This is a genomic window from Pseudomonas sp. LTGT-11-2Z (genome assembly GCF_003691445.1).
GTDB lineage: Bacteria > Pseudomonadota > Gammaproteobacteria > Pseudomonadales > Pseudomonadaceae > Aquipseudomonas > Aquipseudomonas monteilii.
Map to the genome: position 1 here is coordinate 2,553,849 of NZ_CP033104.1, position 24,370 is coordinate 2,578,218.

At 59.8% G+C, this 24,370-nt stretch carries 26 protein-coding genes, 1 tRNA gene and 6 pseudogenes; 20 read left to right on the forward strand and 13 right to left on the reverse strand.

The window, feature by feature from the left end:
• Position 1: 1 nt before the first annotated feature.
• From D8767_RS11930 to D8767_RS11945, 4 genes are all read left to right on the forward strand, one after another.
• Positions 2-1,024, forward strand: coding sequence for a LacI family DNA-binding transcriptional regulator (locus D8767_RS11930; protein WP_016711346.1), 1,023 nt, complete (start codon positions 2-4; stop codon positions 1,022-1,024).
• Positions 1,025-1,039: 15 nt separating this feature from the next.
• Entirely contained in the window at positions 1,040-1,948 is a 909-nt protein-coding gene (gene rbsK, locus D8767_RS11935) for a ribokinase (protein WP_016711345.1), read from the forward strand.
• On the forward strand, positions 1,945-2,343 hold the full coding sequence (gene rbsD, locus D8767_RS11940) for a D-ribose pyranase (protein ID WP_016711344.1): 399 nt from the start codon (positions 1,945-1,947) through the stop codon (positions 2,341-2,343). Before rbsK ends, rbsD begins: the two co-directional genes overlap by 4 nt.
• 154 nt (positions 2,344-2,497) lie before the next feature.
• Positions 2,498-3,499 (forward strand): nucleoside hydrolase, encoded by a 1,002-nt coding sequence (locus D8767_RS11945; protein ID WP_016711343.1) that lies wholly within the window; start codon positions 2,498-2,500, stop codon positions 3,497-3,499.
• On the opposite strand, the gene D8767_RS11950 is transcribed toward D8767_RS11945, so the two are convergent.
• The gene (locus D8767_RS11950) at positions 3,471-3,683 is read right to left on the reverse strand and encodes a hypothetical protein (protein WP_016711342.1); all 213 of its coding nucleotides are present in this window, start codon (positions 3,681-3,683) and stop codon (positions 3,471-3,473) included. The two genes, D8767_RS11945 and D8767_RS11950, sit on opposite strands and share 29 nt — an antisense overlap.
• 257 nt (positions 3,684-3,940) lie before the next feature.
• On the opposite strand from D8767_RS11950, the gene D8767_RS11955 reads away from it, so the two are divergent.
• Positions 3,941-4,261 carry an I78 family peptidase inhibitor gene (locus D8767_RS11955; protein WP_016711341.1) on the forward strand — a complete coding sequence of 107 codons (321 nt, stop codon included), beginning with the start codon at positions 3,941-3,943 and terminating at the stop codon, positions 4,259-4,261.
• Between the two features lie 77 nt (positions 4,262-4,338).
• On the opposite strand, the gene D8767_RS11960 is transcribed toward D8767_RS11955, so the two are convergent.
• Both D8767_RS11960 and D8767_RS11965 read right to left on the reverse strand, forming a co-directional pair.
• Positions 4,339-4,551 carry a cold-shock protein gene (locus D8767_RS11960; RefSeq protein WP_003250656.1) on the reverse strand — a complete coding sequence of 71 codons (213 nt, stop codon included), beginning with the start codon at positions 4,549-4,551 and terminating at the stop codon, positions 4,339-4,341.
• A 162-nt stretch (positions 4,552-4,713) separates the two neighbouring features.
• Positions 4,714-5,019: a hypothetical protein gene (locus D8767_RS11965; RefSeq protein WP_016711340.1), complete on the reverse strand. Its 306-nt coding sequence runs from the start codon at positions 5,017-5,019 to the stop codon at positions 4,714-4,716.
• 336 nt (positions 5,020-5,355) lie between these two features.
• On the opposite strand from D8767_RS11965, the gene thrS reads away from it, so the two are divergent.
• The 9 genes from thrS (at position 5,356) to D8767_RS12010 (ending at position 12,837) form a co-directional block, all read left to right on the forward strand.
• On the forward strand, positions 5,356-7,278 hold the full coding sequence (gene thrS / locus D8767_RS11970; protein ID WP_016711339.1) for a threonine--tRNA ligase: 1,923 nt from the start codon (positions 5,356-5,358) through the stop codon (positions 7,276-7,278).
• On the forward strand, positions 7,278-7,829 hold the full coding sequence (infC, locus tag D8767_RS11975) for a translation initiation factor IF-3 (protein WP_016711338.1): 552 nt from the start codon (positions 7,278-7,280) through the stop codon (positions 7,827-7,829). The genes thrS and infC overlap by 1 nt, the downstream gene beginning before the upstream one ends.
• Positions 7,830-7,891: 62 nt before the next feature.
• Positions 7,892-8,086, forward strand: coding sequence for a 50S ribosomal protein L35 (gene rpmI, locus D8767_RS11980; protein WP_003250667.1), 195 nt, complete (start codon positions 7,892-7,894; stop codon positions 8,084-8,086).
• 27 nt (positions 8,087-8,113) lie between these two features.
• Positions 8,114-8,470 (forward strand): 50S ribosomal protein L20, encoded by a 357-nt coding sequence (gene rplT / locus D8767_RS11985; protein ID WP_003250671.1) that lies wholly within the window; start codon positions 8,114-8,116, stop codon positions 8,468-8,470.
• 109 nt (positions 8,471-8,579) lie between these two features.
• Positions 8,580-9,596 carry a phenylalanine--tRNA ligase subunit alpha gene (gene pheS / locus D8767_RS11990; RefSeq protein WP_003250674.1) on the forward strand — a complete coding sequence of 339 codons (1,017 nt, stop codon included), beginning with the start codon at positions 8,580-8,582 and terminating at the stop codon, positions 9,594-9,596.
• A gap of 33 nt (positions 9,597-9,629) precedes the next feature.
• Positions 9,630-12,011 (forward strand): phenylalanine--tRNA ligase subunit beta, encoded by a 2,382-nt coding sequence (gene pheT / locus D8767_RS11995; protein ID WP_016711337.1) that lies wholly within the window; start codon positions 9,630-9,632, stop codon positions 12,009-12,011.
• A gap of 4 nt (positions 12,012-12,015) precedes the next feature.
• Positions 12,016-12,318 (forward strand): integration host factor subunit alpha, encoded by a 303-nt coding sequence (gene ihfA / locus D8767_RS12000; protein ID WP_003250679.1) that lies wholly within the window; start codon positions 12,016-12,018, stop codon positions 12,316-12,318.
• Positions 12,299-12,655 (forward strand): MerR family transcriptional regulator, encoded by a 357-nt coding sequence (locus tag D8767_RS12005; RefSeq protein ID WP_003250681.1) that lies wholly within the window; start codon positions 12,299-12,301, stop codon positions 12,653-12,655. Before ihfA ends, D8767_RS12005 begins: the two co-directional genes overlap by 20 nt.
• A gap of 105 nt (positions 12,656-12,760) precedes the next feature.
• A tRNA-Pro gene (locus tag D8767_RS12010) sits at positions 12,761-12,837 on the forward strand.
• A 181-nt stretch (positions 12,838-13,018) separates the two neighbouring features.
• Here D8767_RS12010 and D8767_RS12015 read toward each other — a convergent pair.
• Positions 13,019-13,444: pseudogene (locus tag D8767_RS12015) on the reverse strand (site-specific integrase); the annotation flags it as partial.
• Between the two features lie 780 nt (positions 13,445-14,224).
• Here D8767_RS12015 and D8767_RS29610 point away from each other — a divergent pair.
• The 3 genes and pseudogenes from D8767_RS29610 to D8767_RS12030 all read left to right on the forward strand — a co-directional run.
• Positions 14,225-15,001 (forward strand): annotated as a pseudogene (locus D8767_RS29610) (PAS domain-containing protein); the annotation flags it as partial.
• Positions 15,002-15,106: 105 nt separating this feature from the next.
• Positions 15,107-15,538, forward strand: a pseudogene (locus D8767_RS29615) (methyl-accepting chemotaxis protein); the annotation flags it as partial.
• Between the two features lie 135 nt (positions 15,539-15,673).
• Complete coding sequence (locus D8767_RS12030; protein WP_016711251.1) at positions 15,674-15,853, forward strand: hypothetical protein; 180 nt, start codon at positions 15,674-15,676, stop codon at positions 15,851-15,853.
• 30 nt (positions 15,854-15,883) lie between these two features.
• On the opposite strand, the pseudogene D8767_RS12035 reads toward D8767_RS12030, so the two are convergent.
• Positions 15,884-17,407 (reverse strand): annotated as a pseudogene (locus D8767_RS12035) (DNA cytosine methyltransferase).
• Between the two features lie 110 nt (positions 17,408-17,517).
• On the opposite strand from D8767_RS12035, the gene D8767_RS12040 reads away from it, so the two are divergent.
• Positions 17,518-17,814 carry a hypothetical protein gene (locus D8767_RS12040; RefSeq protein WP_026020376.1) on the forward strand — a complete coding sequence of 99 codons (297 nt, stop codon included), beginning with the start codon at positions 17,518-17,520 and terminating at the stop codon, positions 17,812-17,814.
• Between the two features lie 366 nt (positions 17,815-18,180).
• Here the strand turns inward: D8767_RS12040 and D8767_RS12045 are convergent, their stop codons facing one another.
• Positions 18,181-18,774 (reverse strand): hypothetical protein, encoded by a 594-nt coding sequence (locus D8767_RS12045; RefSeq protein WP_016711246.1) that lies wholly within the window; start codon positions 18,772-18,774, stop codon positions 18,181-18,183.
• Between the two features lie 252 nt (positions 18,775-19,026).
• Between D8767_RS12045 and D8767_RS12050 the strand changes: the two genes are divergently transcribed.
• Positions 19,027-19,218 (forward strand): hypothetical protein, encoded by a 192-nt coding sequence (locus D8767_RS12050; protein ID WP_016711245.1) that lies wholly within the window; start codon positions 19,027-19,029, stop codon positions 19,216-19,218.
• Positions 19,219-19,221: 3 nt separating this feature from the next.
• Here D8767_RS12050 and D8767_RS12055 read toward each other — a convergent pair whose 3' ends face one another.
• On the reverse strand, positions 19,222-19,707 hold the full coding sequence (locus D8767_RS12055; protein ID WP_016711244.1) for a GNAT family N-acetyltransferase: 486 nt from the start codon (positions 19,705-19,707) through the stop codon (positions 19,222-19,224).
• Between the two features lie 83 nt (positions 19,708-19,790).
• Between D8767_RS12055 and D8767_RS29175 the strand changes: the two are divergent.
• A pseudogene (locus tag D8767_RS29175) lies at positions 19,791-19,979 on the forward strand (hypothetical protein); the annotation flags it as partial.
• Between the two features lie 35 nt (positions 19,980-20,014).
• Here the strand turns inward: D8767_RS29175 and D8767_RS29620 are convergent.
• The 6 genes and pseudogenes from D8767_RS29620 to D8767_RS12090 form a co-directional block, all read right to left on the reverse strand.
• A pseudogene (locus tag D8767_RS29620) lies at positions 20,015-20,128 on the reverse strand (GFA family protein); the annotation flags it as partial.
• 118 nt (positions 20,129-20,246) lie between these two features.
• Positions 20,247-21,329 (reverse strand): ArsO family NAD(P)H-dependent flavin-containing monooxygenase, encoded by a 1,083-nt coding sequence (locus tag D8767_RS12070; protein WP_016711241.1) that lies wholly within the window; start codon positions 21,327-21,329, stop codon positions 20,247-20,249.
• 25 nt (positions 21,330-21,354) lie between these two features.
• Positions 21,355-21,858 carry a dual specificity protein phosphatase family protein gene (locus tag D8767_RS12075; RefSeq protein WP_029380184.1) on the reverse strand — a complete coding sequence of 168 codons (504 nt, stop codon included), beginning with the start codon at positions 21,856-21,858 and terminating at the stop codon, positions 21,355-21,357.
• A gap of 4 nt (positions 21,859-21,862) precedes the next feature.
• Entirely contained in the window at positions 21,863-22,576 is a 714-nt protein-coding gene (gene arsH, locus D8767_RS12080; protein WP_016711239.1) for an arsenical resistance protein ArsH, read from the reverse strand.
• A gap of 23 nt (positions 22,577-22,599) precedes the next feature.
• Entirely contained in the window at positions 22,600-23,070 is a 471-nt protein-coding gene (locus D8767_RS12085) for an arsenate reductase ArsC (RefSeq protein WP_016711238.1), read from the reverse strand.
• Positions 23,071-23,084: 14 nt separating this feature from the next.
• The gene (locus D8767_RS12090) at positions 23,085-24,368 is read right to left on the reverse strand and encodes an arsenic transporter (protein ID WP_016711237.1); all 1,284 of its coding nucleotides are present in this window, start codon (positions 24,366-24,368) and stop codon (positions 23,085-23,087) included.
• Positions 24,369-24,370: the final 2 nt, after the last annotated feature.

Below are 24,370 nucleotides of genomic sequence, written 5' to 3' on the forward strand. Positions count from 1 at the left end.
CATGGCAACCATCAAAGACGTCGCGGCACTGGCGGGCATTTCCTACACCACCGTGTCCCATGTGCTGAACAAGACTCGACCCGTCAGCGAACACGTGCGGCAGAAGGTCGAAGCCGCCATCCTCGAACTGGACTACGTGCCCAGCGCCGTGGCGCGTTCGCTCAAGGCGCGCAGCACGGCCACCATCGGCCTGTTGGTGCCCAACAGCGTCAACCCGTACTTCGCCGAGCTGGCACGGGGTATCGAAGACGCCTGCGAGCGCAACGGCTACTGCGTGATCCTGTGTAACTCCGACGACGACCCGCAGAAGCAACGCAGTTATCTGCGCGTGCTGCTGGAAAAGCGCATCGACGGCCTGGTGGTGGCGTCGGTAGGCCAGGACAGTGACCTGCTGCAAAGCCTGGCCAGCGTGCGCACGCCAATGGTGATCGTCGACCGCGAGCTGGAGGGCGTCGATGCCGACCTGGTACGCATCGACCACGAGCAGGGCGCCTATCTGGCTACCCAGCATTTACTGGAACTGGGGCATCGAGATATCGCCTACATCGGCGGCCCCGCCGAAACCGGGGTTACCCAGCTGCGCCTGAGCGGCTTCCGTCGGGCCATGGCCGAGGCCGGGGCACAGGTGCAGGGCAATCGTGTGCTGCACTGCGACTTCACCAGCCCCGGCGGCCATGCGGCGGCGGCGCAGGTGCTGGAAGGCAAGCCGCCCACGGCGATTTTTGCCGGCAACGACATGATCGGTTTTGGTGTGCTGCGTGCTGCCGCCGAGCGCAATATCAATGTACCCGGTGAGCTGTCGGTGATCGGCTTCGACGATATCGAGCTCAGCCGCTACGTGTACCCGCCGCTGACCACCGTGGGCCAGTCCATCCGAGAGCTGGGCGAAAATGCCGCGTCGCTGTTGCTGGCACGCATCGCGGCACCCCGGCAAGGCGCGGCAGAGCAACGCATCGTCGCCCCGCGCATCATACTGCGCGAATCCACCGGGCCACGCTCGGACCTGTTCAACGATTACCGCTAACGCTAAGGAAATGTCATGAGTGCCAAGGTCGTGGTGGTGGGTAGCCTGAATATGGACCTGGTGGCCCGCGCCCAGCGCTTGCCCCGGGCCGGCGAGACCCTTCCCGGCGAGAGCTTTTTCACCGTGCCGGGCGGCAAGGGCGCCAACCAGGCTGTGGCCGTGGCGCGGCTGGGCGGCAGCGTGGCCATGATCGGCAACGTGGGTGACGATGACTATGGCCGGCAGTTGCACCGCGCCTTGTATGTCGAGGGCATCGACTGCCAGGGTGTCAGTACCTGCCCTGGGGTATCCAGTGGTGTGGCGCTGATTACCGTGGATGCGGCCAGCCAGAACTGCATCGTCATCATCCCCGGCGGCAACGGCCTGTTGACGCCACAGTCGGTACAGCGCTTCGATGCACTGTTGCAAGCGGCCGAGGTGGTCATCTGCCAGCTTGAGGTGCCGGTGGACACCGTGGCCTGGACCTTGGCCAGGGCGCGTGAGCTGGGCAAGCAGGTCATCCTTAACCCGGCGCCTGCCACTGGCCCCTTGCCGGCGGAGTGGTTCGCCCGCATCGATTACCTCACGCCCAACGAAAGCGAGGCTGAAACCCTGACTGGCATGCCGGTAACCGACCAGGACAGTGCCCGGCGCGCAGGCGAACGCTTGCGGCAGATGGGGGCAGGTAAAGTGATCATCACCTTGGGGGCTCAAGGGGCCTTGCTGGTGACTGAACAGGGCCACCAGCATTTCCCGGCGACTGTGGTGCAGCCGCTGGATACTACTGCCGCCGGCGACACCTTCATCGGTGGTTTCGCCGCCGGTCTGGTTCGGGGCTTGGGGGAGGGCGAGGCCATCGCCTTTGGCCAGCGTGCGGCGGCATTATCGGTTACCCGCGCCGGTGCACAGCCATCGATTCCCTATCTGGCGGAGCTTACGCCATGAAGAAAACCCCGCTGCTAAACGTTGCCCTGTCGCGGACCATTGCGGGCATGGGGCATGGCGACATTCTGGTGATCGGCGATGCCGGGCTGCCGGTACCGCCAGGTGTGGAGCTGATCGACCTGGCCGTTACGCCAGGCCTGCCGGATTTCGCCAGTGTCTTGCGGGCGGTGCTGAGCGAGCTGCAGGTAGAGCGGCATGTACTGGCCGAAGAAATGCAGAAAGTGGTGCCACCGGCACTGGTCGAGATCGAGCGGTTGAAAGGCAAGCTGGGCAAGCGGGAATGGCTGAGCCACGAAGATTTCAAGGTGCTGTCTCGCAGTGCCCGCGCTGTGGTGCGTACGGGAGAGTGCCAACCCTACAGCAACATCGCCCTGATCTCCGGTGTTACGTTCTAACTTATCGTCCTGGCCCGAGAAGATCCCTGTGGGAGGCGGGTTCACCCGCGAACACCGGCGAAGCCGGTGCCATCCACCGCGCTGGACTCTTCGCGAGTACAAGGTACTGCGGTAATTCAGGAATATTTGTTCAGGCAACAAGGAGTGCCACCCCATGCTCAAACCGCTGCTACAAGGACTCGCCCTCATGGCCACCGCCACCACCCTCCAGGCCGCCCCGATCGACCTTATCATCGACACCGACCCTGGCGCCGACGACGTGGTTGCGCTGTTCCTGGCCATGGCCTCGCCCGACGAACTCAGCATCCGCGCCATCACCACCGTGGCCGGCAACGTGCGGCTGGACAAAACCTCGCGCAACGCGCGCCTGGCCCGTGAATGGGCCGGCCGTGAAGACATCCCCGTCTACGACGGTGCCGCCCGCCCGCTGGTACGCACGCCCATCTACGCTGCCGACGTCCACGGCGAAGAAGGCCTGACCGGCGTCCCCGTACACGAACCGAAGAAGCCCCTGGCTCAAGGCAACGCCGTGCAATATCTGGTCGACACCCTCGGCGCCGCCAAACCGCACAGCATCACCGTGGCCATGCTGGGCCCACAGACCAACCTGGCCCTGGCACTGGTCCAGCGCCCGGAAATCGCCAAAGGCATCAAAGAAGTGGTAGTCATGGGCGGCGCCCATTTCAACGGCGGCAACATCACCCCGGCAGCGGAATTCAACCTCTACGCCGACCCGCATGCGGCCCAGGTGGTGCTGGCCAGTGGTGTACAGCTCACCTACCTGCCGCTGGACGTCACCCACAAGCTGCTGACCAGCGAAGCTCGCTTAAAGCAACTGGCCGCCGTGAACAATCAGGCCAGTAAACGGGTGGTGGATATCCTCAACGCCTACATCACCCACGACATGGACTTGTACGGCATGCCCGGTGGCCCGGTGCATGACGCCAGCGTCATCGCCTACTTGCTAAAACCCGAGTTGTTCAGCGGCCGGCGCATTCACATGAGCATCGACAGTCGCGAAGGCCCGACCTTCGGCCAGACCCTTGCCGACTGGTACGGTGTGCTGAAGCAGCCCGCCAATGTGATGTGGGTGGAGCAGGGCGATGCCCAGGGCCTGTTCGACCTGCTTAGCGCCCGTTTGGCGCGATTGGAATAGCCGCGTGCGGCGCGAAGCGCTCAAGCACCTGGTCGACGAAGCTGCGTGCCGCTTCGGCGCCGCGGTCGCGCACCAGCAGGTCGATAGCGATCAGCAGCAACTCCTCCGGCGTGCCAGGGCTGTACGCGCTTTGGCCTTCGGCCCATTTGACCTTGATATCGGCATCGATGCTGTGGCTGCTCATGAAAGGCTCTCGCTTGGGCCCGGGGCGGAGGGGCGAATACCGGATCCTGGTATTCGGGGAGGCACTGTGCCTTCACTTCCTAAAGTAAATCATGACTTTGCAGCGCAAACCAAGCGCCTCGTCGGCTGACTGGTAAAATTCGGTCACGATTGCCTTTCGCTCGGGGCGCCCGGTTCAGGCAGACTTGCGCGGTTTTGCAACGAATTCTTGGTGGAGCTGTCGGAACAGGCAGTTCCCAGATCGATTTAGGAGGCTTCATGTTCCGTACCCGTGCAATGTTGGCAACCCTGGCGGTGGCTGCTGTCTTGGCTGGTTGCAGCACTGGCGGTAGTTCTGATGGCGGCAAGGCGCCCGTGGCGGCGGCCGGTAACGATGGCCGCTGCGAAGCCAGCGGCGCCGACTTCGCCATTGGCAAGCAGGGCAGTGCCGAGCTGCTGGAGCAGGCACGCAAGGCCAGTGGCTCGCAGATGGCACGTATTCTCAAGCCGCACGACGTGGTTACCCTGGAGTACCGCTCCGAGCGCCTGAACCTGAATGTGGACGAGCAAGGCAAGGTGACCCGCGTTAACTGCGGTTGATGCAAGGGCTGTACATGCGGGTGCAACACCCATAAAAAAACCCGCCACTAGGGCGGGTTTTTTTACAGCTATCCGAATTACTCCGGACGAACCTGCGCAGCCTGCATGCCCTTCTGGCCGCGCTCGGCGACGAAGGAAACAGTCTGGCCTTCTTTCAGGCTCTTGAAGCCGTCAGATTCGATGGCTTTGAAGTGAACGAACAGGTCGTCGCCGCCGCCTGCTGGGGTGATGAAGCCGTAGCCTTTCTCATCATTGAACCATTTGACGGTGCCTTGTTGGCGATTGGACATGGGTGAATCTCCAGAACATTTAGTTTTTTCAGTGGTGCAATGCGGCCGAGGCTACGGAGCACGGGATACATCATAGTCTAATTCTGCGCATCTAGCGCCTTTTACCTTCGCAGGATATTGATCCAGCTCAAAGAATGGCTGGCTTGCCCTGGCTTTAAGGTTTCAGCTCTTCGGCTTGCACGCCTGCTGAACGACCGTCTGGGCCTTCTGCATCAGCTTGGCATCCACGCCGTCATTGCTGTCGAGGTCGGCAATCTCCGCGTCGGTGAAATTCTTTTTGATGGCCTGGGCGCCGCAGTCGCAGTGTTTTTTCGCGGTCGCGGCGTCAACACCCTGGCCGCTGGCCACTTGCGTGCACTGGGCCATGTAGCCAGCTTCCTTGCCTGGTGGGAAGTTGCCAGCGTTCGCCGCCATCGGCAGCAGCAGGGCCCCAGCGGCCGCCAGGGCCAGAAGAGACGGAACTCGCATAACCAGTTACTCCTTGGGTTAGGGTCTCATCAAGAGTAGGTTGCTTCCCAAGGTCTGATAGGAATTTTTCCGCGTTAGTTCAGCCGAAGTCCGTAATTTCCAAATATTTCTGCCTGGCGTGCAACCCGCGTGCTAGCATGCCCGGCTTGCAGCTGACAACGTTCAGCTTGCAGCTATCTTTTTTCTTTCCAGTCACTCTGGTTCGTCCCTCGCAAGCCGAAAGGCTTCTGCCACTGTGAGGCAGGCTTCCTTTAAGGAGGGCAGGTCGGATCTTGTACTGGCTCATCCCAACCCACGTGACCTTTGGTAGGGGTCACCACTAGGAGAGGAGGCGCCATGCCCGTTATTACTCTTCCCGATGGCAGTCAACGTTCGTTTGATCACGCCGTATCCGTAGCCGAAGTCGCCGCATCCATCGGCGCCGGCCTGGCCAAGGCCACCGTGGCCGGCAAGGTCGACGGCAAGCTGGTCGACGCGTGCGACCTGATCAGCCACGACGCCACCCTGCAGATCATCACCCCTAAAGATGCAGAGGGACTGGAGATCATTCGTCACTCGTGTGCCCACCTGGTTGGCCACGCCGTGAAGCAGCTGTACCCGACGGCCAAGATGGTGATCGGCCCGGTCATCGATGAAGGCTTCTACTACGACATCGCCTACGAGCGCCCCTTCACCCCAGAAGACATGGCCGCCATCGAAAAGCGCATGATGGAGCTGATCGACAAAGACTACGACGTGGTCAAGAAAGTGACCCCGCGTGCCGAAGTCATCGACGTGTTCACCGCCCGTGGCGAAGACTACAAGCTGCGCCTGGTCGAAGACATGCCGGACGAACAGGCCATGGGCCTGTACTACCACGAAGAATACGTCGACATGTGCCGCGGCCCGCACGTGCCGAACACCCGCTTCCTCAAGGCATTCAAGCTGACCAAGCTGTCTGGCGCCTATTGGCGCGGCGATGCCAAGAACGAGCAGCTGCAACGCGTGTATGGCACTGCCTGGGCCGACAAGAAGCAACTGGCGGCGTACATCCAGCGCATCGAAGAAGCCGAAAAGCGCGACCACCGCAAGATCGGCAAGCAGCTCGACCTGTTCCACCTGCAGGAAGAAGCCCCGGGCATGGTGTTCTGGCACGCCAACGGCTGGACCGTGTACCAGGTACTCGAGCAGTACATGCGTCAGGTTCAGCGCGTCAACGGCTACCAGGAAATCAAGACCCCGCAGGTTGTCGACCGGATCCTCTGGGAGCGTTCCGGCCACTGGTCCAACTACGCCGAAAACATGTTCACCACTTCGTCGGAAAGCCGTGACTACGCGGTAAAACCGATGAACTGCCCGTGCCACGTGCAGGTGTTCAACCAGGGCCTGAAGAGCTACCGCGACCTGCCACTGCGCCTGGCCGAGTTCGGTGCCTGCCACCGTAACGAGCCGTCCGGCGCCCTGCACGGCATCATGCGCGTGCGTGGCTTCGTGCAAGACGACGCGCACATCTTCTGCACCGAAGAACAGGTGAAGAAAGAAGCCGCCGACTTCATCAAGCTGACCCTGGACGTGTACAAGGACTTCGGCTTCACCGACATCGCCATGAAGCTGTCGACCCGCCCGGCCAAGCGTGTGGGCTCCGAAGAGCTGTGGGACCGTGCCGAAGGTGCGCTGGCCGACGCCCTGAACGAATCCGGCCTGGAGTGGGAATACCAGCCAGGCGAAGGCGCCTTCTACGGCCCGAAAATCGAGTTCACCCTTCGCGACTGCCTCGGCCGTAACTGGCAGTGCGGTACCCTGCAGTACGACCCGAACCTGCCAGAGCGCCTGGATGCCAGCTATATCGCCGAAGATAACAGCCGAGTTCGCCCGGTCATGTTGCACCGCGCCATCCTTGGTTCGTTCGAGCGCTTCATCGGCATGCTGATCGAGCACTATGCTGGCGTGTTCCCGGCCTGGCTGGCACCTACCCAGGCTGTGATCATGAACATCACCGACAAACAGGCCGATTTCGCCCTTGAGGTGGAAAATACCCTGAACGGTAGCGGTTTCCGTGCCAAGTCGGACTTGAGAAATGAGAAGATCGGCTTTAAAATCCGCGAGCATACTTTGCTCAAGGTCCCGTACCTTTTGGTTATAGGGGATCGCGAAGTCGAAACGCAAACCGTCGCTGTGCGTACTCGCGAAGGCGCTGACCTGGGCTCCATGCCCGTCGCCCAGTTCGCTGAGCTCCTGACACAAGCGGTTTCCCGGCGTGGTCGCCAAGAATCGGAGTAATGACTATTAAGCGTGAAATGAGAAACGATAAGCGTGCTGTACCGAAGGCCCCGATCAACGAGAATATCTCGGCCCGCGAGGTTCGGTTAATTGGCGCAGACGGCGAGCAGGTTGGCATCGTCTCGATTGATGAAGCGCTCCGTATCGCTGAAGAAGCGAAGCTGGATCTGGTGGAAATCTCTGCAGACGCGGTACCGCCTGTCTGCAAGGTGATGGACTACGGCAAGCACCTCTTCGAGAAGAAGAAGCAGGCCAACGAAGCCAAGAAAAACCAGAAGCAGATCCAGATCAAAGAAATCAAGTTTCGTCCAGGGACGGAAGAAGGGGATTACCAGGTAAAACTACGCAACCTGGTACGTTTCCTTACCGATGGGGACAAGGCCAAGATCTCTCTGAGATTCCGCGGCCGTGAGATGGCCCACCAGGAGCTGGGCATGGAGCTGTTGAAGCGGGTCGAAGCTGACCTCGCCGAATACGGCGCCGTTGAGCAGCATCCTAAGATGGAAGGACGCCAGCTTATGATGGTCATCGCCCCCAAAAAGAAGAAGTAATCTCCCGGGCACGGCAGGCCTGATGATTATTGTGTAATTTTTATCGAATGCGGAGTTCCAACATGCCAAAAATGAAAACCAAGAGCGGTGCTGCGAAGCGCTTCCTGAAGACCGCTTCCGGCTTCAAGCACAAGCACGCTTTCAAGAGCCACATCCTGACCAAAATGTCGACCAAGCGTAAGCGTCAACTGCGCGGTGCCAGCCTGCTGCACCCGTCTGACGTGGCAAAAGTCGAGCGCATGCTGCGCGTACGTTAATTCTGGTTTAGATAGAGGAAGTTACTCATGGCTCGTGTTAAGCGTGGCGTCATCGCTCGTAAGCGTCACAAGAAAATTCTGAAACTGGCTAAAGGCTACTACGGTGCACGCTCGCGCGTATTCCGCGTTGCCAAGCAGGCTGTCATTAAGGCTGGTCAATATGCCTACCGTGACCGTCGTCAGAAGAAGCGTCAGTTCCGCGCACTGTGGATCGCTCGTATCAACGCCGGTGCCCGCACCAACGGTCTGTCCTACAGCCGTCTGATTGCTGGCCTGAAAAAGGCTTCGATCGAAATCGACCGTAAGGTTCTGGCCGATCTGGCAGTGAACGAAAAAGCGGCGTTTGCTGCGATTGTCGAGAAAGCTAAAGCCGTTCTGGCTTAAGTACCCGAGGCAATCACCCGGCGGCGCTAGCGCCGTCGGGCATTGAACGTCATCGATAGGGGAAGAGCCTTCAAAGCTCTTCCCCTATTTTCGTATCTGGAGTCTGTACATGGAAAACCTGGATGCGCTGGTCTCTCAAGCCCTGGAGGCCGTGGAGCGCGCTGAAGACATCAATGCCCTGGAACAGATCCGGGTAAATTATCTCGGCAAGAAGGGCGAGCTGACCCAGGTGATGAAGACCCTGGGCAACCTGCCAGCCGAAGAGCGCCCGAAAGTCGGCGCGCTGATCAACGACGCCAAAGAGCGCGTCACCGTTGTGCTCAATGCCCGCAAGGCCGCCTTCGAAGAGGCAGAGCTCAGCGCTCGCCTGGCTGCCGAATGCATTGACGTCACCCTGCCAGGCCGTGGCCAGGCCACCGGTGGCCTGCACCCGATCACCCGTACACTCGAGCGCATCGAGCAGTTCTTCACCCACATCGGCTACGGCATTGCCGAAGGCCCAGAGGTGGAAGACGACTACCACAACTTCGAAGCGCTCAACATCCCCGGCCACCACCCGGCCCGGGCGATGCACGACACCTTCTACTTCAATGCCAACATGCTGCTGCGCACCCACACCTCGCCGGTGCAGGTGCGGACCATGGAGTCCACCCAGCCGCCGATCCGCATTGTGTGCCCGGGTCGCGTATACCGCTGCGACTCGGATATCACCCACTCGCCGATGTTCCACCAGGTCGAAGGCCTGCTGATCGATCGCGACATCAACTTCGCCGACCTCAAGGGCACCATCGAAGAATTCCTGCGCGTGTTCTTCGAAAAAGAACTGGCGGTACGTTTCCGCCCATCGTTCTTCCCCTTCACCGAGCCGTCCGCTGAAGTCGATATCCAGTGCGTGATGTGTTCCGGCAATGGCTGCCGCGTGTGCAAGCAAACCGGCTGGCTCGAAGTGATGGGCTGCGGCATGGTGCACCCGAACGTGCTGCGCATGTCTGGCATCGACCCGGAAGAGTTCCAGGGCTTCGCCTTCGGCATGGGCGCCGAGCGCCTGGCCATGCTGCGCTATGGCGTCAACGATTTGCGTCTGTTCTTCGACAACGACCTGCGCTTCCTCGCGCAATTCCGCTAGGTCAATGCCCGACGCAACTTTCAGGAGAACAGCATGAAATTCAGTGAACAGTGGCTGCGCGGTTGGGTAAACCCGCAAGTCTCCCGTGACGAACTGGTCGCCCGCCTGTCCATGGCCGGCCTCGAAGTCGACAGCGTAACCCCCGCTGCCGGCCAGTTCAGCGGCATTGTCGTGGGCGAAATCCTCGCCACCGAACAACACCCGGACGCCGACAAGCTGCGCGTGTGCCAGGTAAGCAACGGCCAGGAAACCTTCCAGGTCGTGTGCGGCGCCCCGAATGCCCGCCCAGGTATCAAGATCCCGTTCGCCATGATCGGCGCCGAACTGCCAGGCGACTTCAAGATCAAGAAGGCCAAGCTGCGTGGTGTCGAATCCTTCGGCATGCTGTGCTCGGCCGCCGAGCTGCAGATCAGCGAAGAAAACGACGGCCTGCTGGAACTGGCTGGCGACGCCCCAGTTGGCGAAAACATTCGCACCTACCTGAGCCTGGACGACGCCAGCATCGAAATCGGCCTTACGCCGAACCGTGGTGACTGCCTGTCCATCGCCGGCCTGGCCCGCGACGTCAGCGCCCTGTACGACACCCCGGTCACCCGCCCGGTGGTGCCAGCCGTACCGGCTGCCCACGACGAAGTGCGCCCTGTCGAAGTCAGGGCCCCGGCTGCCTGCCCGCGCTACCTGGGCCGCGTCATTCGTAACGTCGACCTCAGCAAGCCGACCCCATTGTGGATGGTCGAGCGCCTGCGCCGCAGCGACGTGCGCAGCATCGACGCCGCCGTCGACATCACCAACTACGTGATGCTCGAGCTCGGCCAGCCGATGCACGCCTTCGACCTGGCAGAAATCAACGGCGGCATCCGCGTCCGCATGGCTGAAGAGGGCGAAAAACTCGTCCTGCTCGACGGCCAGGAAGTCGCCCTGCGCGCCGACACCCTGGTCATCGCCGACCACACCCGCGCCTTGGCCATCGCCGGCGTCATGGGTGGCGAGCACAGCGGTGTAAACACCGAAAAAACCCGCGACCTGTTCCTGGAGAGCGCCTTCTTCGAGCCGATTTCCGTCGCCGGTAAAGCCCGTTCCTACGGCCTGCACACCGATGCCTCGCACCGCTACGAGCGGGGCGTCGACTCGCAGCTGGCCCGCGAAGCCCTCGAACGCGCCACTCAGCTGGTACTGGACATCGTCGGCGGTGAAGCCGGCCCGGTAGTCGAAGCCGTTAGCGAACAGCACCTGCCAAGTGTGGCCCCGGTCACCCTGCGCGACGAACGCATCACCCAGATGCTCGGCATGCAAATGGACCCAGCCCAAGTCGAGCAACTGCTCAACGCCCTGGAGCTGACCACGACCAAGAACGGGGAAGGGCAGTGGACCGTAACCGTCCCAAGCCACCGCTTCGACATCAGCCTGGAAGTGGACCTGATCGAAGAGCTGGCCCGCCTGTACGGTTACAACAACCTGCCGGTACGTTACCCGCAAGCCCGCCTGGCCCCACAAGGCAAGCCGGAAACCCGTGGTGACCTGCCAACCCTGCGCCGCCTGCTGGTTGCCCGCGGCTACCAGGAAGCCATCACCTACAGCTTCATCGATCCGAAACTGTTCGAACTGTTCAGCCCGGGCGTGGAGCCACTGCTGTTGGCCAACCCCATCTCCAGCGACATGGCCGCCATGCGCGCGTCCCTGTGGCCGGGCTTGGTCAAGGCGCTGCAGCACAACCTGAACCGCCAGCAAGACCGCGTGCGCCTGTTCGAAAGCGGCCTGCGCTTCGTCGGCCAGCTGGGTGACCTGCAACAGCAGCCAATGATTGCTGGCGTTATCACCGGCAGCCGCCTGCCAGAAGGCTGGGCCAACGGCCGCGATGGCGTCGATTTCTTCGACGTTAAAGCCGACGTGGAAGCCCTGCTGGGTTACTCCGGCGCCCTTAGCGACTTCACCTTCAGCGCCGGCAAGCACCCCGCCCTGCACCCTGGCCAAACCGCCGCCATCGAGCGCGACGGCAAACTGGTCGGCTACCTCGGCGCCATTCACCCGGAGCTTGCCAAAGCCCTGGGCCTGGACCGCCCGGTGTTCCTGTTCGAGCTGGTGCTGGGTGATGTGGTCGAAGGCCGCCTGCCGAAATTCAGCGAACTGTCCAAGTTCCCGGAAACCCGTCGTGACCTGGCGTTGATTGCAGGACGTGATGTCGCTTCTAGCGCGGTGCTTGAATTAATTCGTGACAATGCAGGCGAATGGCTCACAGACCTCAGGCTGTTTGATGTCTACCAAGGTAAAGGCATTGATCCTGATAGAAAAAGCCTTGCCGTCGGCTTGACCTGGCAGCATCCATCGCGCACTCTTAACGACGATGAGGTGAACACTACCCTGCAAAACATCCTCACCTCGCTCGAACAAAGGTTGAACACCACGTTAAGGAAATAACGGCATGGGTGCTCTGACGAAAGCTGAGATGGCCGAAAGGCTGTACGAGGAGCTGGGGCTTAACAAGCGTGAGGCCAAGGAGCTGGTCGAGCTGTTTTTCGAAGAAATTCGGCACGCACTTGAAGAGAACGAGCAGGTGAAGCTGTCCGGTTTCGGCAACTTCGACCTCCGCGACAAACGCCAGCGGCCGGGCCGCAACCCCAAGACAGGGGAAGAAATCCCGATCACTGCACGGCGCGTCGTCACCTTTCGTCCAGGGCAGAAGTTGAAGGCCCGGGTTGAGGCCTATGCTGGAACCAAGCCATAACGACGAACTGCCCCCCATACCGGGCAAACGCTACTTCACCATTGGTGAAGTGAGCGAGCTGTGTGCAGTAAAGCCACACGTGCTGCGGTATTGGGAGCAGGAGTTCGACCAGCTTAACCCCGTGAAGCGGCGGGGGAATCGGCGGTATTACCAGCGGCAAGACGTGCTGATGATTCGCCAGATTCGTGCGCTGCTTTATGACCAGGGGTTCACCATTGGCGGGGCGCGGTTGCGGCTTTCCAGTGATGAGGCTAAGGATGAATCGAGCCAGTACAAGCAGCTGATTCGGCAGATGATTGTTGAATTGGAGGATGTGTTAGTGGTGTTGAAGAAGTGAGCTGGGCTTTTCCTGATGAATGGAAATTTTTTTGAGAAAAAGCTTTCATTTATCAGAGAGTTAGGTTAGATTCTTCATCGTTCTCAGAGGTTGTGAGAATGTAGTCGGGGCGTAGCGCAGCCCGGTAGCGCACTTGCATGGGGTGCAAGGGGTCGAGTGTTCGAATCACTCCGTCCCGACCAATAATCCCAAGGACTTAGGCCATTTCCGAAAGGGATGGCCTTTTTCCTTTGCGTGACTTTTGCGTGGCTTCTCAGGTTTTTACGCCTGCCTCCTCTTCAAAATCGTCAGCACCGGCCCACGCGAGTCCGTCGCTGAAACTTTGTTTGCCGCCTCTATCAACTGTCCCAGCTCCGCGCCAGAATAAGGCTTTCGACTGGATCTCTTCTCCTCCAGCTTGGCCAGCAGCGGGGTGCTGTCGAGCCAGGGCCTGCGCTCTTCATCCCGCCATTTCCGGCAAGCCAGCGACAGAACGTGAATCACCCGCTCGATCGCGATGTTCACCGTCCGGTTGCTGACTGCCTTCCTCACTTTCCCATTCGGCAAATCTTCGTCCGTCTGCCGGTCCCGAATGAACGGGGCCAGCGCCTGGTCGTCGATGTGCGTCAGCGGCAGGTCGCCGAGGTATGGATCAAGTTGCTGGAGGCGCAGGGCAGTCAGCTTGATTGACGGCTGATCCTTGTGCTCGAGCAGGTACCTGGTAGCCGTCTCCCGGAACGTCCGAACCTGCCGAACACCATACACTTTGCGCTGGCGGATCTGCTCGAGCCGGTGGATCAGCCGTACTTCATGCGGACCTGCTCGCGCTCAGTTTTCTTGAGGCGCACGGGTGCTCCTTGGCCGCCATATCGCGGCAGTGAATAGAGAGGGGGAGGGCTTACCGATGGCTGGAGTATAAATGTACTCGTTAGGCGACTTTGGGCGTAGCTTTGCTATAAAAAATGCAGTCGACGAGGTTTGATGTCATATTGACTGCACAGGAACATCGGCGCGTATTCCCGAGCCGGTCCTTTAGGACGTTCGTCCAAATGCGAAACAACATTGATTTTCGTTTTACAGCTCATCGGCACCTCCTTGACTTGGAGGCTCGTAATTCGAGGCTGATGTACTTGGTTTCTGCTGGTGAGACCTACGGTGTGATCTGGGATGACGCCGTGCTTTGCCAAAAGAACTCTCATGACGCCTGGGTCTATTTTCTGAGCCAGCAACCTCAGACTCCGTTACCAGCGTGAGGCAGGTCCCGCAGAGGGATCTGCGATTTTCAGCGGTGTTGTCCGCGACTTCTGTATTGTGCGTTCCGCCTGGGTTAGGCCAACTGTCGCTCAAAGAGGATCTGACCGCCGAGGCGTTCGCTTCAGCATAAGACGTATGCTTTTTTGATGAGGCGCCCAGAGCAGAGCTGCGGGACCATTCTTTATAGCTCCGGGTTCGATAACTATTTAGTAGCTGGTTGGGAATTTTTTATAGCCTCGCCCGTATACCCATCCCCATGGAATTGAAAATTGACTGGGCACTCTAGAAAAAAGGTCTGTGTCGATAATTGCTCATCCAGCACACGTGGAGCCTGAAATGTTCAACCGCAGTCTCAAAAAAATTTTGCAGGAGCAGAGCGCGGAGCTGCATCTGCTACGTCAGCAGGTCGAGCAAATGGACAGAGGGATGCTTTCCATAAGACTTGATGCACAGTTTCGTATCTGCGCATTCAATCGACTTTTCTCAGAAACCTTGGGGTACTCCGACGGACATCTGCATGGTCGCCCGCTTTCGGAGATCGTTCCTCCTTATGTTAAGGATCTTCCTTGCTTTCACGCGTTCAATCGAGCTGTAGGGCGGTTTGAGCCCGTCAATGACGAATATCGCTACCTTCGCGCTGACGGTACTCTTGCATGGTTGAAAATATATTGGCTCCCTATTCGAGACCAAGACGGAAGCCTGGCTCATGTCCAGGGTTATGGCAGTGAGATAACTCGTACCGTGGAGCAGTCGAAGGAAAATGAGGCTCTGATTAAGGCGCTGGTTCGGTCCACAGCCGTCATTGAATTTAACTTGGATGGCACCGTAATCACGGCAAACAAACAGTTCCTAGATGCTATGGGCTACTCGCTGGGGCAGATCGTCGGGAAGCATCATCGTTTGTTCTGCTCCGCGGAAGAAGCTGCATCACATGAGTACGAAAGCTTCTGGAAGACGCTGAACCGTGGTGAGTATGTGGCTAATCGTTTCAAGAGGGTAGACGCGCGAGGCAACGATATTTGGCTAGAAGCGACATACAACCCTGTGCATGACACTGAGGGAAAGCTTTCTAAGGTCGTGAAATTCGCAAGCGTGGTTACCGACCAGGTCGCCCGCGAGCAAGAAGTGAAGGATGCAGCTGGCGTTGCGTATTATGTCTCCCAGCGAACCGACTCGAGCGCAGAGCGTGGAGCCGTAGTAGTGACGCGGACTGTCGATACCATGCGTAGCATCGCCGAACAGATGAAGTCAGCTTCCGAAAGCATCGAGGCTCTCGGTAAGCAATCTGCTTTGATCAGTTCGATTATTCAAACTATTGGCGGTATCGCTTCACAGACCAATCTGCTCGCCCTCAATGCGGCGATCGAGGCAGCGCGGGCCGGCGAGCACGGTCGAGGTTTCGCCGTAGTTGCCGATGAGGTGCGCAAGCTTGCGGGCCACACCAGCTCGGCAACCGAGGAGATCGTTGGCGTTGTCCAACAAAACCAAATGCTGGCTGATCAAGCTGTGAACGAAATGTTTAACAGCCGTGGCAAAGCAGAAGAGGGTTTAGTATTAGCCAACGAAGCAGGTGCCGTCATCATGGAGATTCAAGAGGGCGCTAAGCAGGTAGTTGGCGCAGTAGGCCGATTTGCGAATGAGGTCCGGTAGTCTGTCGGTCTTTAATGCATGCGCTGTCCTCGCCGAGAATGCGTTCATCGTTTGAGAGGGGAAGACGCCGTAGTTGGCGCGCAATGTTCTGGTGAGCTATCAATTCGTGGCTGATTCGACCTGGTGGAGGTCGCCATGACACTGAAAAGCGATACTGAGGCCCTTGCCTCGATCGAGGAAGAAGCTCAGGCAATGCTGAAAAAGATCGGTTTGCCGGACGACCAGATGAAGAAAGACATGGTCATCTGCTTGCGCCAGATCATCTCGATTGCCCGCTACCGAAAAGGCCTGGGCGCCAACCCTCTCGTTCAATAGGGCAAGGCGCTGGCGGGCAGCGCCGGTGGGTCAAGCGGCAGCAGCTTCCGAAACTTTGACTTTCCAAGGATCGTTTGAGCGAGCAAGTGCAGCCATCGGCGGTGGGCTAACGCTATTGCCACACATATGCACCTGCTCGGTCTTGGTGAACGGCTTGCCGTCGGCACCCTTGTCGATGATGTAACTGACCGGGAAGCCCTGGGCTCGGTAGCGCTCGTGCGGCTGCAGCATGCGCAGGCAGATATCGACGATGACGTAGGGGGGGGCCTTCACGAAGACGGTGACCAGGCCCAGGCGGTCCTTGGTGGTCACCGTGGGCGTTGGCGAATTGCAGGCGCTGATGTTCTCCGTGCCGTAGTAGCTGATCAGGAACGCGGCGACGCGCAGAGCGCCTTCCTCGTGCTCTGGAGACAGCTTGTATTCGACTAGGGCGTGATGCTCGGCGCCGGCGGTCATGGTCGGTACCGGCTCATCTGCTGCCCGTCCTACGCAGTTGCAGCGGAGCGTGGCCAGGCTGGCCGTTACGAGGCGCTGCTGGCTGCCGGTGTTGGTGACCGTGGTCAGTGGCTCGTCTGCACCCTTGGCCGGAGTTGTGTTGAAGCCGCCGTTGGCTTGCTCGATGAATGCAGTGACCAGGGCGCGGTGGTTCTGCGTCATCAGCGTGCCCATTGGTTGATCAGCTGGCGCAGGCTTGCCGGCATACACAGGCCCACCGGCCCCGATCATGACTGGGCTGGCCATCAGTTCGCCGCGATTGGCTGCAGTTACCGTTGGCAGTGGATCACGCGGGTTATTCACTCGGTCGGCGCCTTGGTGCGTTGCTGGAAGAATCACTGGGCTTGCCACGGCGAAGGATCCGCCGCGGGGCCAGGATGTGACAGTGTGCAGCGGCTCATCTGCCGACTGGGCGAGTTCGCCCGACCCGTTCGCAATTGGCACGATGAAGGGCTGCGGGTTGTCGATCACGAACTTCTTCATATCCTTGGCCACTCGGCGCAGCGTGGCGTCGGCCAGCGCCTTCTTGCGCCCGAAGATGCTCTTGCTCGGCACGCTGCAGTCGATGCAGTCTGCGGCTGTGCGCCACTTCTGCTGGCCTGGGTTCTTGGCGTGGGTCGGCTCAGGCCATGCGATGGGCTGGCCGTCGCAGCGGGCGATCATGAACAGGCGTTCCCGGCTGGTTGGCGCGCCGAAGTCTCAGGCCTTGATGATCTGCCATTCCACCTGGTAACCCATCCCTTCGAGCAGGTGCATAAATCGGCGCCAAGTGATGCCGCGCCGCTTCGGGTCGGGCACCAAGAACTGCTGTTGCACTGGAACGCGCTCGCCGATGTCGGCCACGGTGCCGTCCAGCTTCATCACCCGGCCAGTGGCCCTGTCGCGCTTCGCCATCTGCGGGCCCCACTACAAAATCTGCTTCACGTTCTCCAGGCTGATCACCCGCGGCTTCTTCTTGCCTGCCCACTTCAGGCCGTTCCTCTCATCGTCTTGCGGATCGAAGCCAAGGCCGTACTGGGTTTTGAAGTCGAGGTGGTTCTTTTTCTGAAATGCAGACATGGGCGGTCCTCGCCGCAGAGGCGTTATCGTTGAATAGGGGAAGGCGCTGGCGGGCAGCGCCGAATTGGGCTATTGCTTCGATCTCGGTCAATCCACTCAAGGAGCGTTAGATGAAGCGACTAATGATTGGTGCTTTGCTGGCGGTGTCGGGCGCGGCTCAGGCTGGTATTCCGCTGGTGAATGCCACGTGCCCAGGCAACATCGAGGTACACGCCGACAAGGGCGGCCCGATTTACATCAATGGCAAGGAAGGCAAGCTGAAGAAGTTCAACGAGAACTACTTCGAAGCCAAAGGCAGTGGGGTGACAATCTCATTGTCGATCAACCCGGATGGCTCGCCTGATGTCTCGTATACCGGGAAGAACCGGGCCAACGGGATTTGCCAGGTGAAAAGCGAAGGCTCCTGAGGCGCTGGCGGGCAGCGCCAGTTTGTTCAGGTAGTTGGGGTGTGCTATTCGGATATGGTTGAACCAGGAGAACTCTAATGAGATTTCTCATCGTTTTCGGAATTGCTCTAGCAGCCGCCCAGTTGGTTGGCTGCGGTGAAAAGGTGGAGGCGCAGCCGCAGGCCAACGTTGCTCCTAGTGCTTGCGGATGTTCTGACCAGGCAAACCTGATTGCGAATAAGCACGCCGTATACAATTGCAATTGTGGTGCGATGCAATGCGTCGTCGCATTTTCAGCAAATGGAACTGGCGGCCCCTTGGGAGAAGTGGCGTTGCAGTGTAAGTAGATCGTTATTGTGCCGCTGATTGTCCGGCAGCGCCGGAGGGTCAGGCTGCAAGGCGCTTCTTATCGGCGCGGCCCTTGGCCTGGTGCAGCCGAAGCGTTTCTTTGTAGCTGGCCTTGGCCGCTTTCATGGTCGGCGCCCACTCACCGGCGACCTCAAGAGTTTCGTAGGGCGACCAGTGCGCGAAACGGGTAGGCCGGCGATGCTCGCAGTAGGCACTTCCGCGTGGGTATCGGACCATACGGTATTCGTAGTTCCCCCAGTTGCCGCGCTGTTGGATTTGCGGTTGGTTGATGCCGAGGAAGTGGGCGAAGCCGTCGTAGTACTCGCACTCGTCCAGGTAGGCGTGGAACTTGGTGCGCTTAGCCGGCGGAGGGGGCGGTGGCAGCTTGTCCAGGGCGAACTGCTTTCCCTCGTCCGTGGCGCGATACACCACCTCGTCCTCGGAGCAGAAGGCCGGGGCCTTGCCGCGTGTCATCAGGCCGGCCGCCACCAGCAAATCCAGGTTGTTCGAGTCATCGTAGCCTGGACTAGTGAGGACGTGGTTGCGGCTGATGCTGCGGCGGTCAGAGCGCTCAGCGCACAGGCCCAGGGTGCGCCAGAGCAGGCCAAGCTGCTTCTCGGTGGCTTCGATCATGGCTATTTCCCTTGTTCAGGCAGCGTATCGAGTCCGCAATGCTGCGGCGATACGAGGGTCCGATTGAATCTCGGCGTAGGCAAGCGCTATCTGGTGCTTGTGCTCTCGCCACGCTTGGTGCGCTTCTGAAGCGCTGGCGTGATATCCAAGAAACTCGTGACGGCCAGTGAAAGGGTTTCTGCATGTTGTTTGTGCGTTCGATTGCCAAGCCAGCTGATCCAATCGCCTGAGCATTCTCGCGAGGAGGTGTACATGAGCAACGTGACACGCCTGCGCCACGTATTGCCGCTGTCGACCGACGTGGTGGTCGCTACCAATGCGCTCGACACCGCGCTGATCAAGGCGATTGATGTTGCCAAGGAAGCCGGACTTGCGCAGCGGCTGCTGGTTGGCCTGCTGCATGGGCACGCGCACGGCGAGTCACATAGAATGGTCGCTAGGTGAAGATTACGAGATTTTTGCGCTAGCGCTTGCCTGGAGTCGATAGCGTGTGAAGTAGGTGCCGTCGATTTCAACTTCTCCGTCGTGGCGAAACCCTAGGCGAAGCACACCTTTGATTCGAGTTCTGGTAGCTGGGAGCAATATGGTAATTGACTCCAAGCCCAGCTCTTGGAAAGCGCGCTGCTCTATCTCATCGAATATCATTCTGCCAAGCCCCCAGTAATCCGGGTGAAGCACTAAAGCAAGATCAGCGTCACCGTCTTCATGCTGCAGGCCACCCCAGCCGGCGAATTTATCTCCCACGAAAAATGCCCAGGGACCGTATCCATTAAGGTCCCATTGGGCCTCTTTTTGAGCGACCCATGCCTTGCACTTGCTTTCGTCAAAGTCTGGACGCCCCAAGGGCATTTGACGTAAGACATCAGGGTTATTGTTGAGCGCGATGATGTCCCCGATGGAGACGTCGCTGAGACGTCTGAAATGTATTCGCATGATTTGCCTTGCGGGTGAGTTGACCTCACCAATACAGTCAACGCGCCACCATTTCAAGCTGCAGGTGACCGATGAGTAGACCAATGCCTCCAGCTGACTTGCTCCAATCTCTGTGGCTCACACTATGCCCTGCCACCGGTGTGTGGGATTGGGTCCAGAGCGAGATCCTCGCAGAGACCGGCAGCATCCATAACCCAGAGCATACCCACCTCATCGACGCCAACGTCGGGGTGCTGTGGGCATCGACGGGGTTCGCCAAGCAGGGGGCAGTTGGCCGACATGCTGGAGTTTGCTGAGGCGGCTACGTACTGATGCTGTTGGCGCCACGAAGAATTCGCAGGTCGCTACGCGGAACGCTTCCGTAGGATGCGAAAGCAGCCCCGTGAACTTTGCGGCACTGGCTGCAATGGCAGTGAGTCATCTGCTCCACGCTCGGCACTGCCTCTTCGAATGAGATGGCCGTGTTAAGCACGATGGGCGCGTAGATGATCTGGATCTCTTCTGCATCCTCGGGTCTGGCGACACGAATCTCGATTCCGCTATGCATCCGGCTGCCCCAAGCTGTTCAGGTATTCTACTACTTCGTTTACGGTGCTGCGCGCGGTACGGGTGACGCCGATCAACGTCGCCGAGGCCAGGCCGGTCCAGTCGCCATATCCGACCAGCCAGAGGCGCGGCTCGCGAATAGAGCGCCCCTCATCAACCTCGACCCTACCGTAGTCATCCAGCACGTCCAGTGCCTTCAGGTGATCCAGCGCCGGTCGGAATCCAGTACACCAGACCACCGCATCGACCTGGGCTTTCTCACCATTTGGCCAGACGACCCCATCCGGCGTGAATGAGGTGAAAGGCCTTACAGCACGAAGGGCCCCGCGCTCGCGAGCCCGGACTACTGAGGGCACCATGACGATATCGCCAAGCCCACCGACCGGTGCGTCGATAACACGACCCTCCTGTTGAGCCTTGAGGCGCTCGGTAGCCCGTTCGAACAACACCCGACCATCGACGTCATCAGGCAGAAACGCCGGCTCCTCCGTGGTTACCCACGTTGCGTCGGCGACCTCGGACAGCTCTGCATAGATTTGCGCTCCCGAGTTGCCACCACCAACGACCAGCACGCGCTTTCCTTCGAAAGCCTCTGGTGACTGGTAATGGGCGGAGTGAATCTGCTGTCCCTGGAACAGCTCTATCCCCGGATAGGCCGGAACATAGGGGTTGCTCCAGGTCCCTGTTGCGCTGATGACGACACGAGCCTCCCAATCGCGGTCCTTGGAGCGTACACGAAGGGCACGCCCGGTCCGCTCCACAGACGTGACGCTAACGGGTCGAGCGATAGGGAACCCGTATCGCGCCTCGTACTGCTCCAGATAGCTGACCACGTGATCCCTATCGGGATTACCTTTGGTGACTAGCGGCATCGGCCAGCCCGCGATCGAGCTCCATGCGGAGGGTGAGAACAGCGTCAGCGAGTCCCAGCCATGGCGCCACGCCCCGCCCGCAGCCTCTTCGGCGTCGAGCAGCAGGAACGACAACTTGGCCCGCTTCAGAAAATAGGCCACCGTCAGTGCGGACTGCCCACCGCCAATCACGATGACATCGAGTAGTTCGCCTTCGTTGACCATGATTTCTCCTTTCCGGTTAAAGCGCTCAGACTTCGCCAAATTGATTGATGTAGTCGATGTGCGCGGGCTTCTGAATCGCACGGGGCCGCAGTTCCTGGACCCACTTGATTGCCTCATTACGTGGCATTCCGGATTCGGTCAACAGGCGGGCAGCGAACAGGCCGGTGCGGCCGGAGCCGCCCTTGCAGTGGATGGCCAGGGCCTTGTTGGATGCGAGCAAAGCGTCCAACTGGTGGCGGATCTCTCCCAGCCGTGCCTCGAAGTTTTCATCCGGGGCCTGATCATCCTCGATCGGTAACTGGTACCACTCCAACCCATGCTGCTTGGCCGCGACGCCAAGCTCGGCAACGCTGTTTTCCTGAAGCTCTGTATCCGACATCAGGGTAACCAGCGCCACGGCACCGGCCTGCTTGATCGTATCCAGGCTTTCAGCAAGAGTGCTGGACTGGGTGCCCGGACAAGGCGTAAAAATCAGCACGCCCGGAGCATGGGGCAACGATTTCGATGAGTAAGGATGCGACATGCTCATGACCTCAAATAGACCGAATATTGACTCTCTTGGATAGTTCTTCCGCCGACTCTTTGCGCTCGGAGTAGCGGTCTACCAAATAATCCTGGCGATCACGCAGCAGCAGCGTGAACTTGGTCAATTCCTCCATCACGTCGACCAGTCGATCGTAGAAAGAAGACGGCTTCATGCGCCCGGCTTCATCGAACTCCAGGAAGGCTTTCGGCACCGACGACTGATTTGGGATGGTAAACATACGCATCCAGCGGCCAAGCACGCGCAGTTGGTTCACCACGTTAAAAGACTGCGAGCCTCCGCAAACCTGCATCACGGCGAGTGTCTTGCCCTGGGTTGGGCGAACGGCACCCATGGCCAGCGGTACCCAATCGATCTGCGCCTTGAAGACAGCACTCATTGAGCCGTGACGCTCGGGCGAGCACCACACCTGGCCCTCGGACCATTGCATCAGCTCGCGCAGTTCCAGCACCTTCTCGTGGGAGTCCGGAGCGTCATCCGGCAGTGGCAGGCCGGAAGGGTCGAAGATACGGGTTTCGGCGCCGAACTCTTCCAGCAGACGCGCAGCTTCCTGGACCATCAAGCGACTGAATGAGCGTTCTCGGGTCGATCCGTACAGCAGCAGGATGCGCGGTTTGTGTGTGGAAGGATCCTTCGGCGCCAGCCGCTCCAGCGACGGCGGATCAATCAGTTCTGGTTGGACATTTGGCAGGTGGTCGTTCATTTCGGTCTCCATTGATTCAGGGCCTACAGCGCACCGATGCGGGCAAGTTCGGCTTTCAGTTGGTCCTGGCTCAGTTGCGAGAAAGGCAGCGCAAGGAAGGCGCGTACGCGCTCATCGATCTTCGCAAGTGTGGTTTGGAAGGCTTCTTCGATTTCTGCCTCACTCCCGGTGACCGCCGAAGGGTCGGCCAGGCCCCAGTGGGCTTTGAGCGATGGACCGAAGAAGATCGGGCAGGCTTCGCCGGCTGCGCGGTCGCACACGGTGACAACGATGTCGGGAGGAGAGCTCTCGAAGGCATCCGAGGCCTTGCTTGAAAGACCAGCGGTGGGGATACCGGCGGCTTCCAAGGTTTTCAGTGCCCGCTCATTGACCTTGCCGCTTGGGAAGCTGCCCGAGCTCACAGCATCCATACCCTCGGGGGCCAGATGATTGAACAGCGCCTCGGACAGAATGCTGCGGCAGCTGTTGTGGGTGCACATGAACAAGACTTTCATCAAGTATCTCCGGTTCAAAAGCTCAGGCGGATGGCCAATGCGGCCAAGGTGGCAAGCAGGATCGGCAGCGTCAGGACGATGCCGGTGCGCAAGTAGTAACCCCAGGTGATGACGATGTTCTTGCGGGCCAGCACGTGCAGCCACAGCAAGGTGGCCAGGCTGCCGATGGGGGTGATTTTCGGACCGAGGTCACAGCCGATGACGTTGGCGTAGATCATGGCCTCGCGCACAATGCCGGTGGCTTCGGCAGAATGGATCGACAAGGCCCCTACCAGCACAGTGGGCATGTTGTTCATGACCGACGACAGGCCAGCAGCGAGCAGCCCCGTCCCGAGGGATGCGCCCCAGATCCCGTAGCCGGCGAAAACATTGAGGATCTGCGTCAGGTATTCGGTGAGGCCGGCGTTACGCAGGCCATAGACTACGAGGTACATGCCAAGCGAGAACACCACGACCTGCCAAGGCGCGTCCTTAAGCACCTTGCGGGTAGAAATAACGTGCCCGCGCGCGGCGATCAGGTAGAGGATCAGCGCACAGGCAGCAGCGATGGCGCTGATCGGAACGCCCAGCGGCTCGATGGCGAAGAAGCCAACCAGCAACAGCGCAAGCACCCACCAGCCGGCAACAAACGTCGCCTTGTCGCGGATAGCGGCCTCGGGAGCCTTCAGTTGGTCGAGTTCATAGCTACGCGGCAGGTCCTTGCGGAAGAACCACAGCAGCATTCCCAGGGTGGCGGCGATGCTGACAAGGTTCACCGGCACCATGACCGAAGCGTACTCGCTGAAGCCAATGCCAAAGTAGTCGGCGGAAACGATGTTCACCAAGTTGGACACCACCAGCGGCAAGCTCGCGGTATCGGCGATGAAGCCCGCCGCCATGACGAATGCCAGCGTCGCCGCCGGAGAGAAGCGCAGGGCCAGCAACATGGCGATGACGATCGGGGTCAGGATCAGTGCCGCACCGTCGTTAGCGAACAGCGCCGAGACGGCGGCGCCCAACAGGATGATGAAGGCGAACAGCTTGCGGCTGCTGCCATTGCCCCAGCGGGCCACGTGCAATGCCGCCCACTCGAAGAACCCCGCCTCATCCAGCAGTAGGCTGATGATGATGACGGCGATGAAAGTGGCGGTAGCGTTCCAGACGATCTGCCAGACGACGGGGATATCGGACAGGCTCACCACGCCCGCCAGAAGCGCCACGATGGCCCCCAGTGCGGCGCTCCAGCCAACGCCCAGGCCTTTGGGCTGCCAGATGACGAGAACGATCGTGACCAGGAAAATCAAAAATGCGATCAGCATGG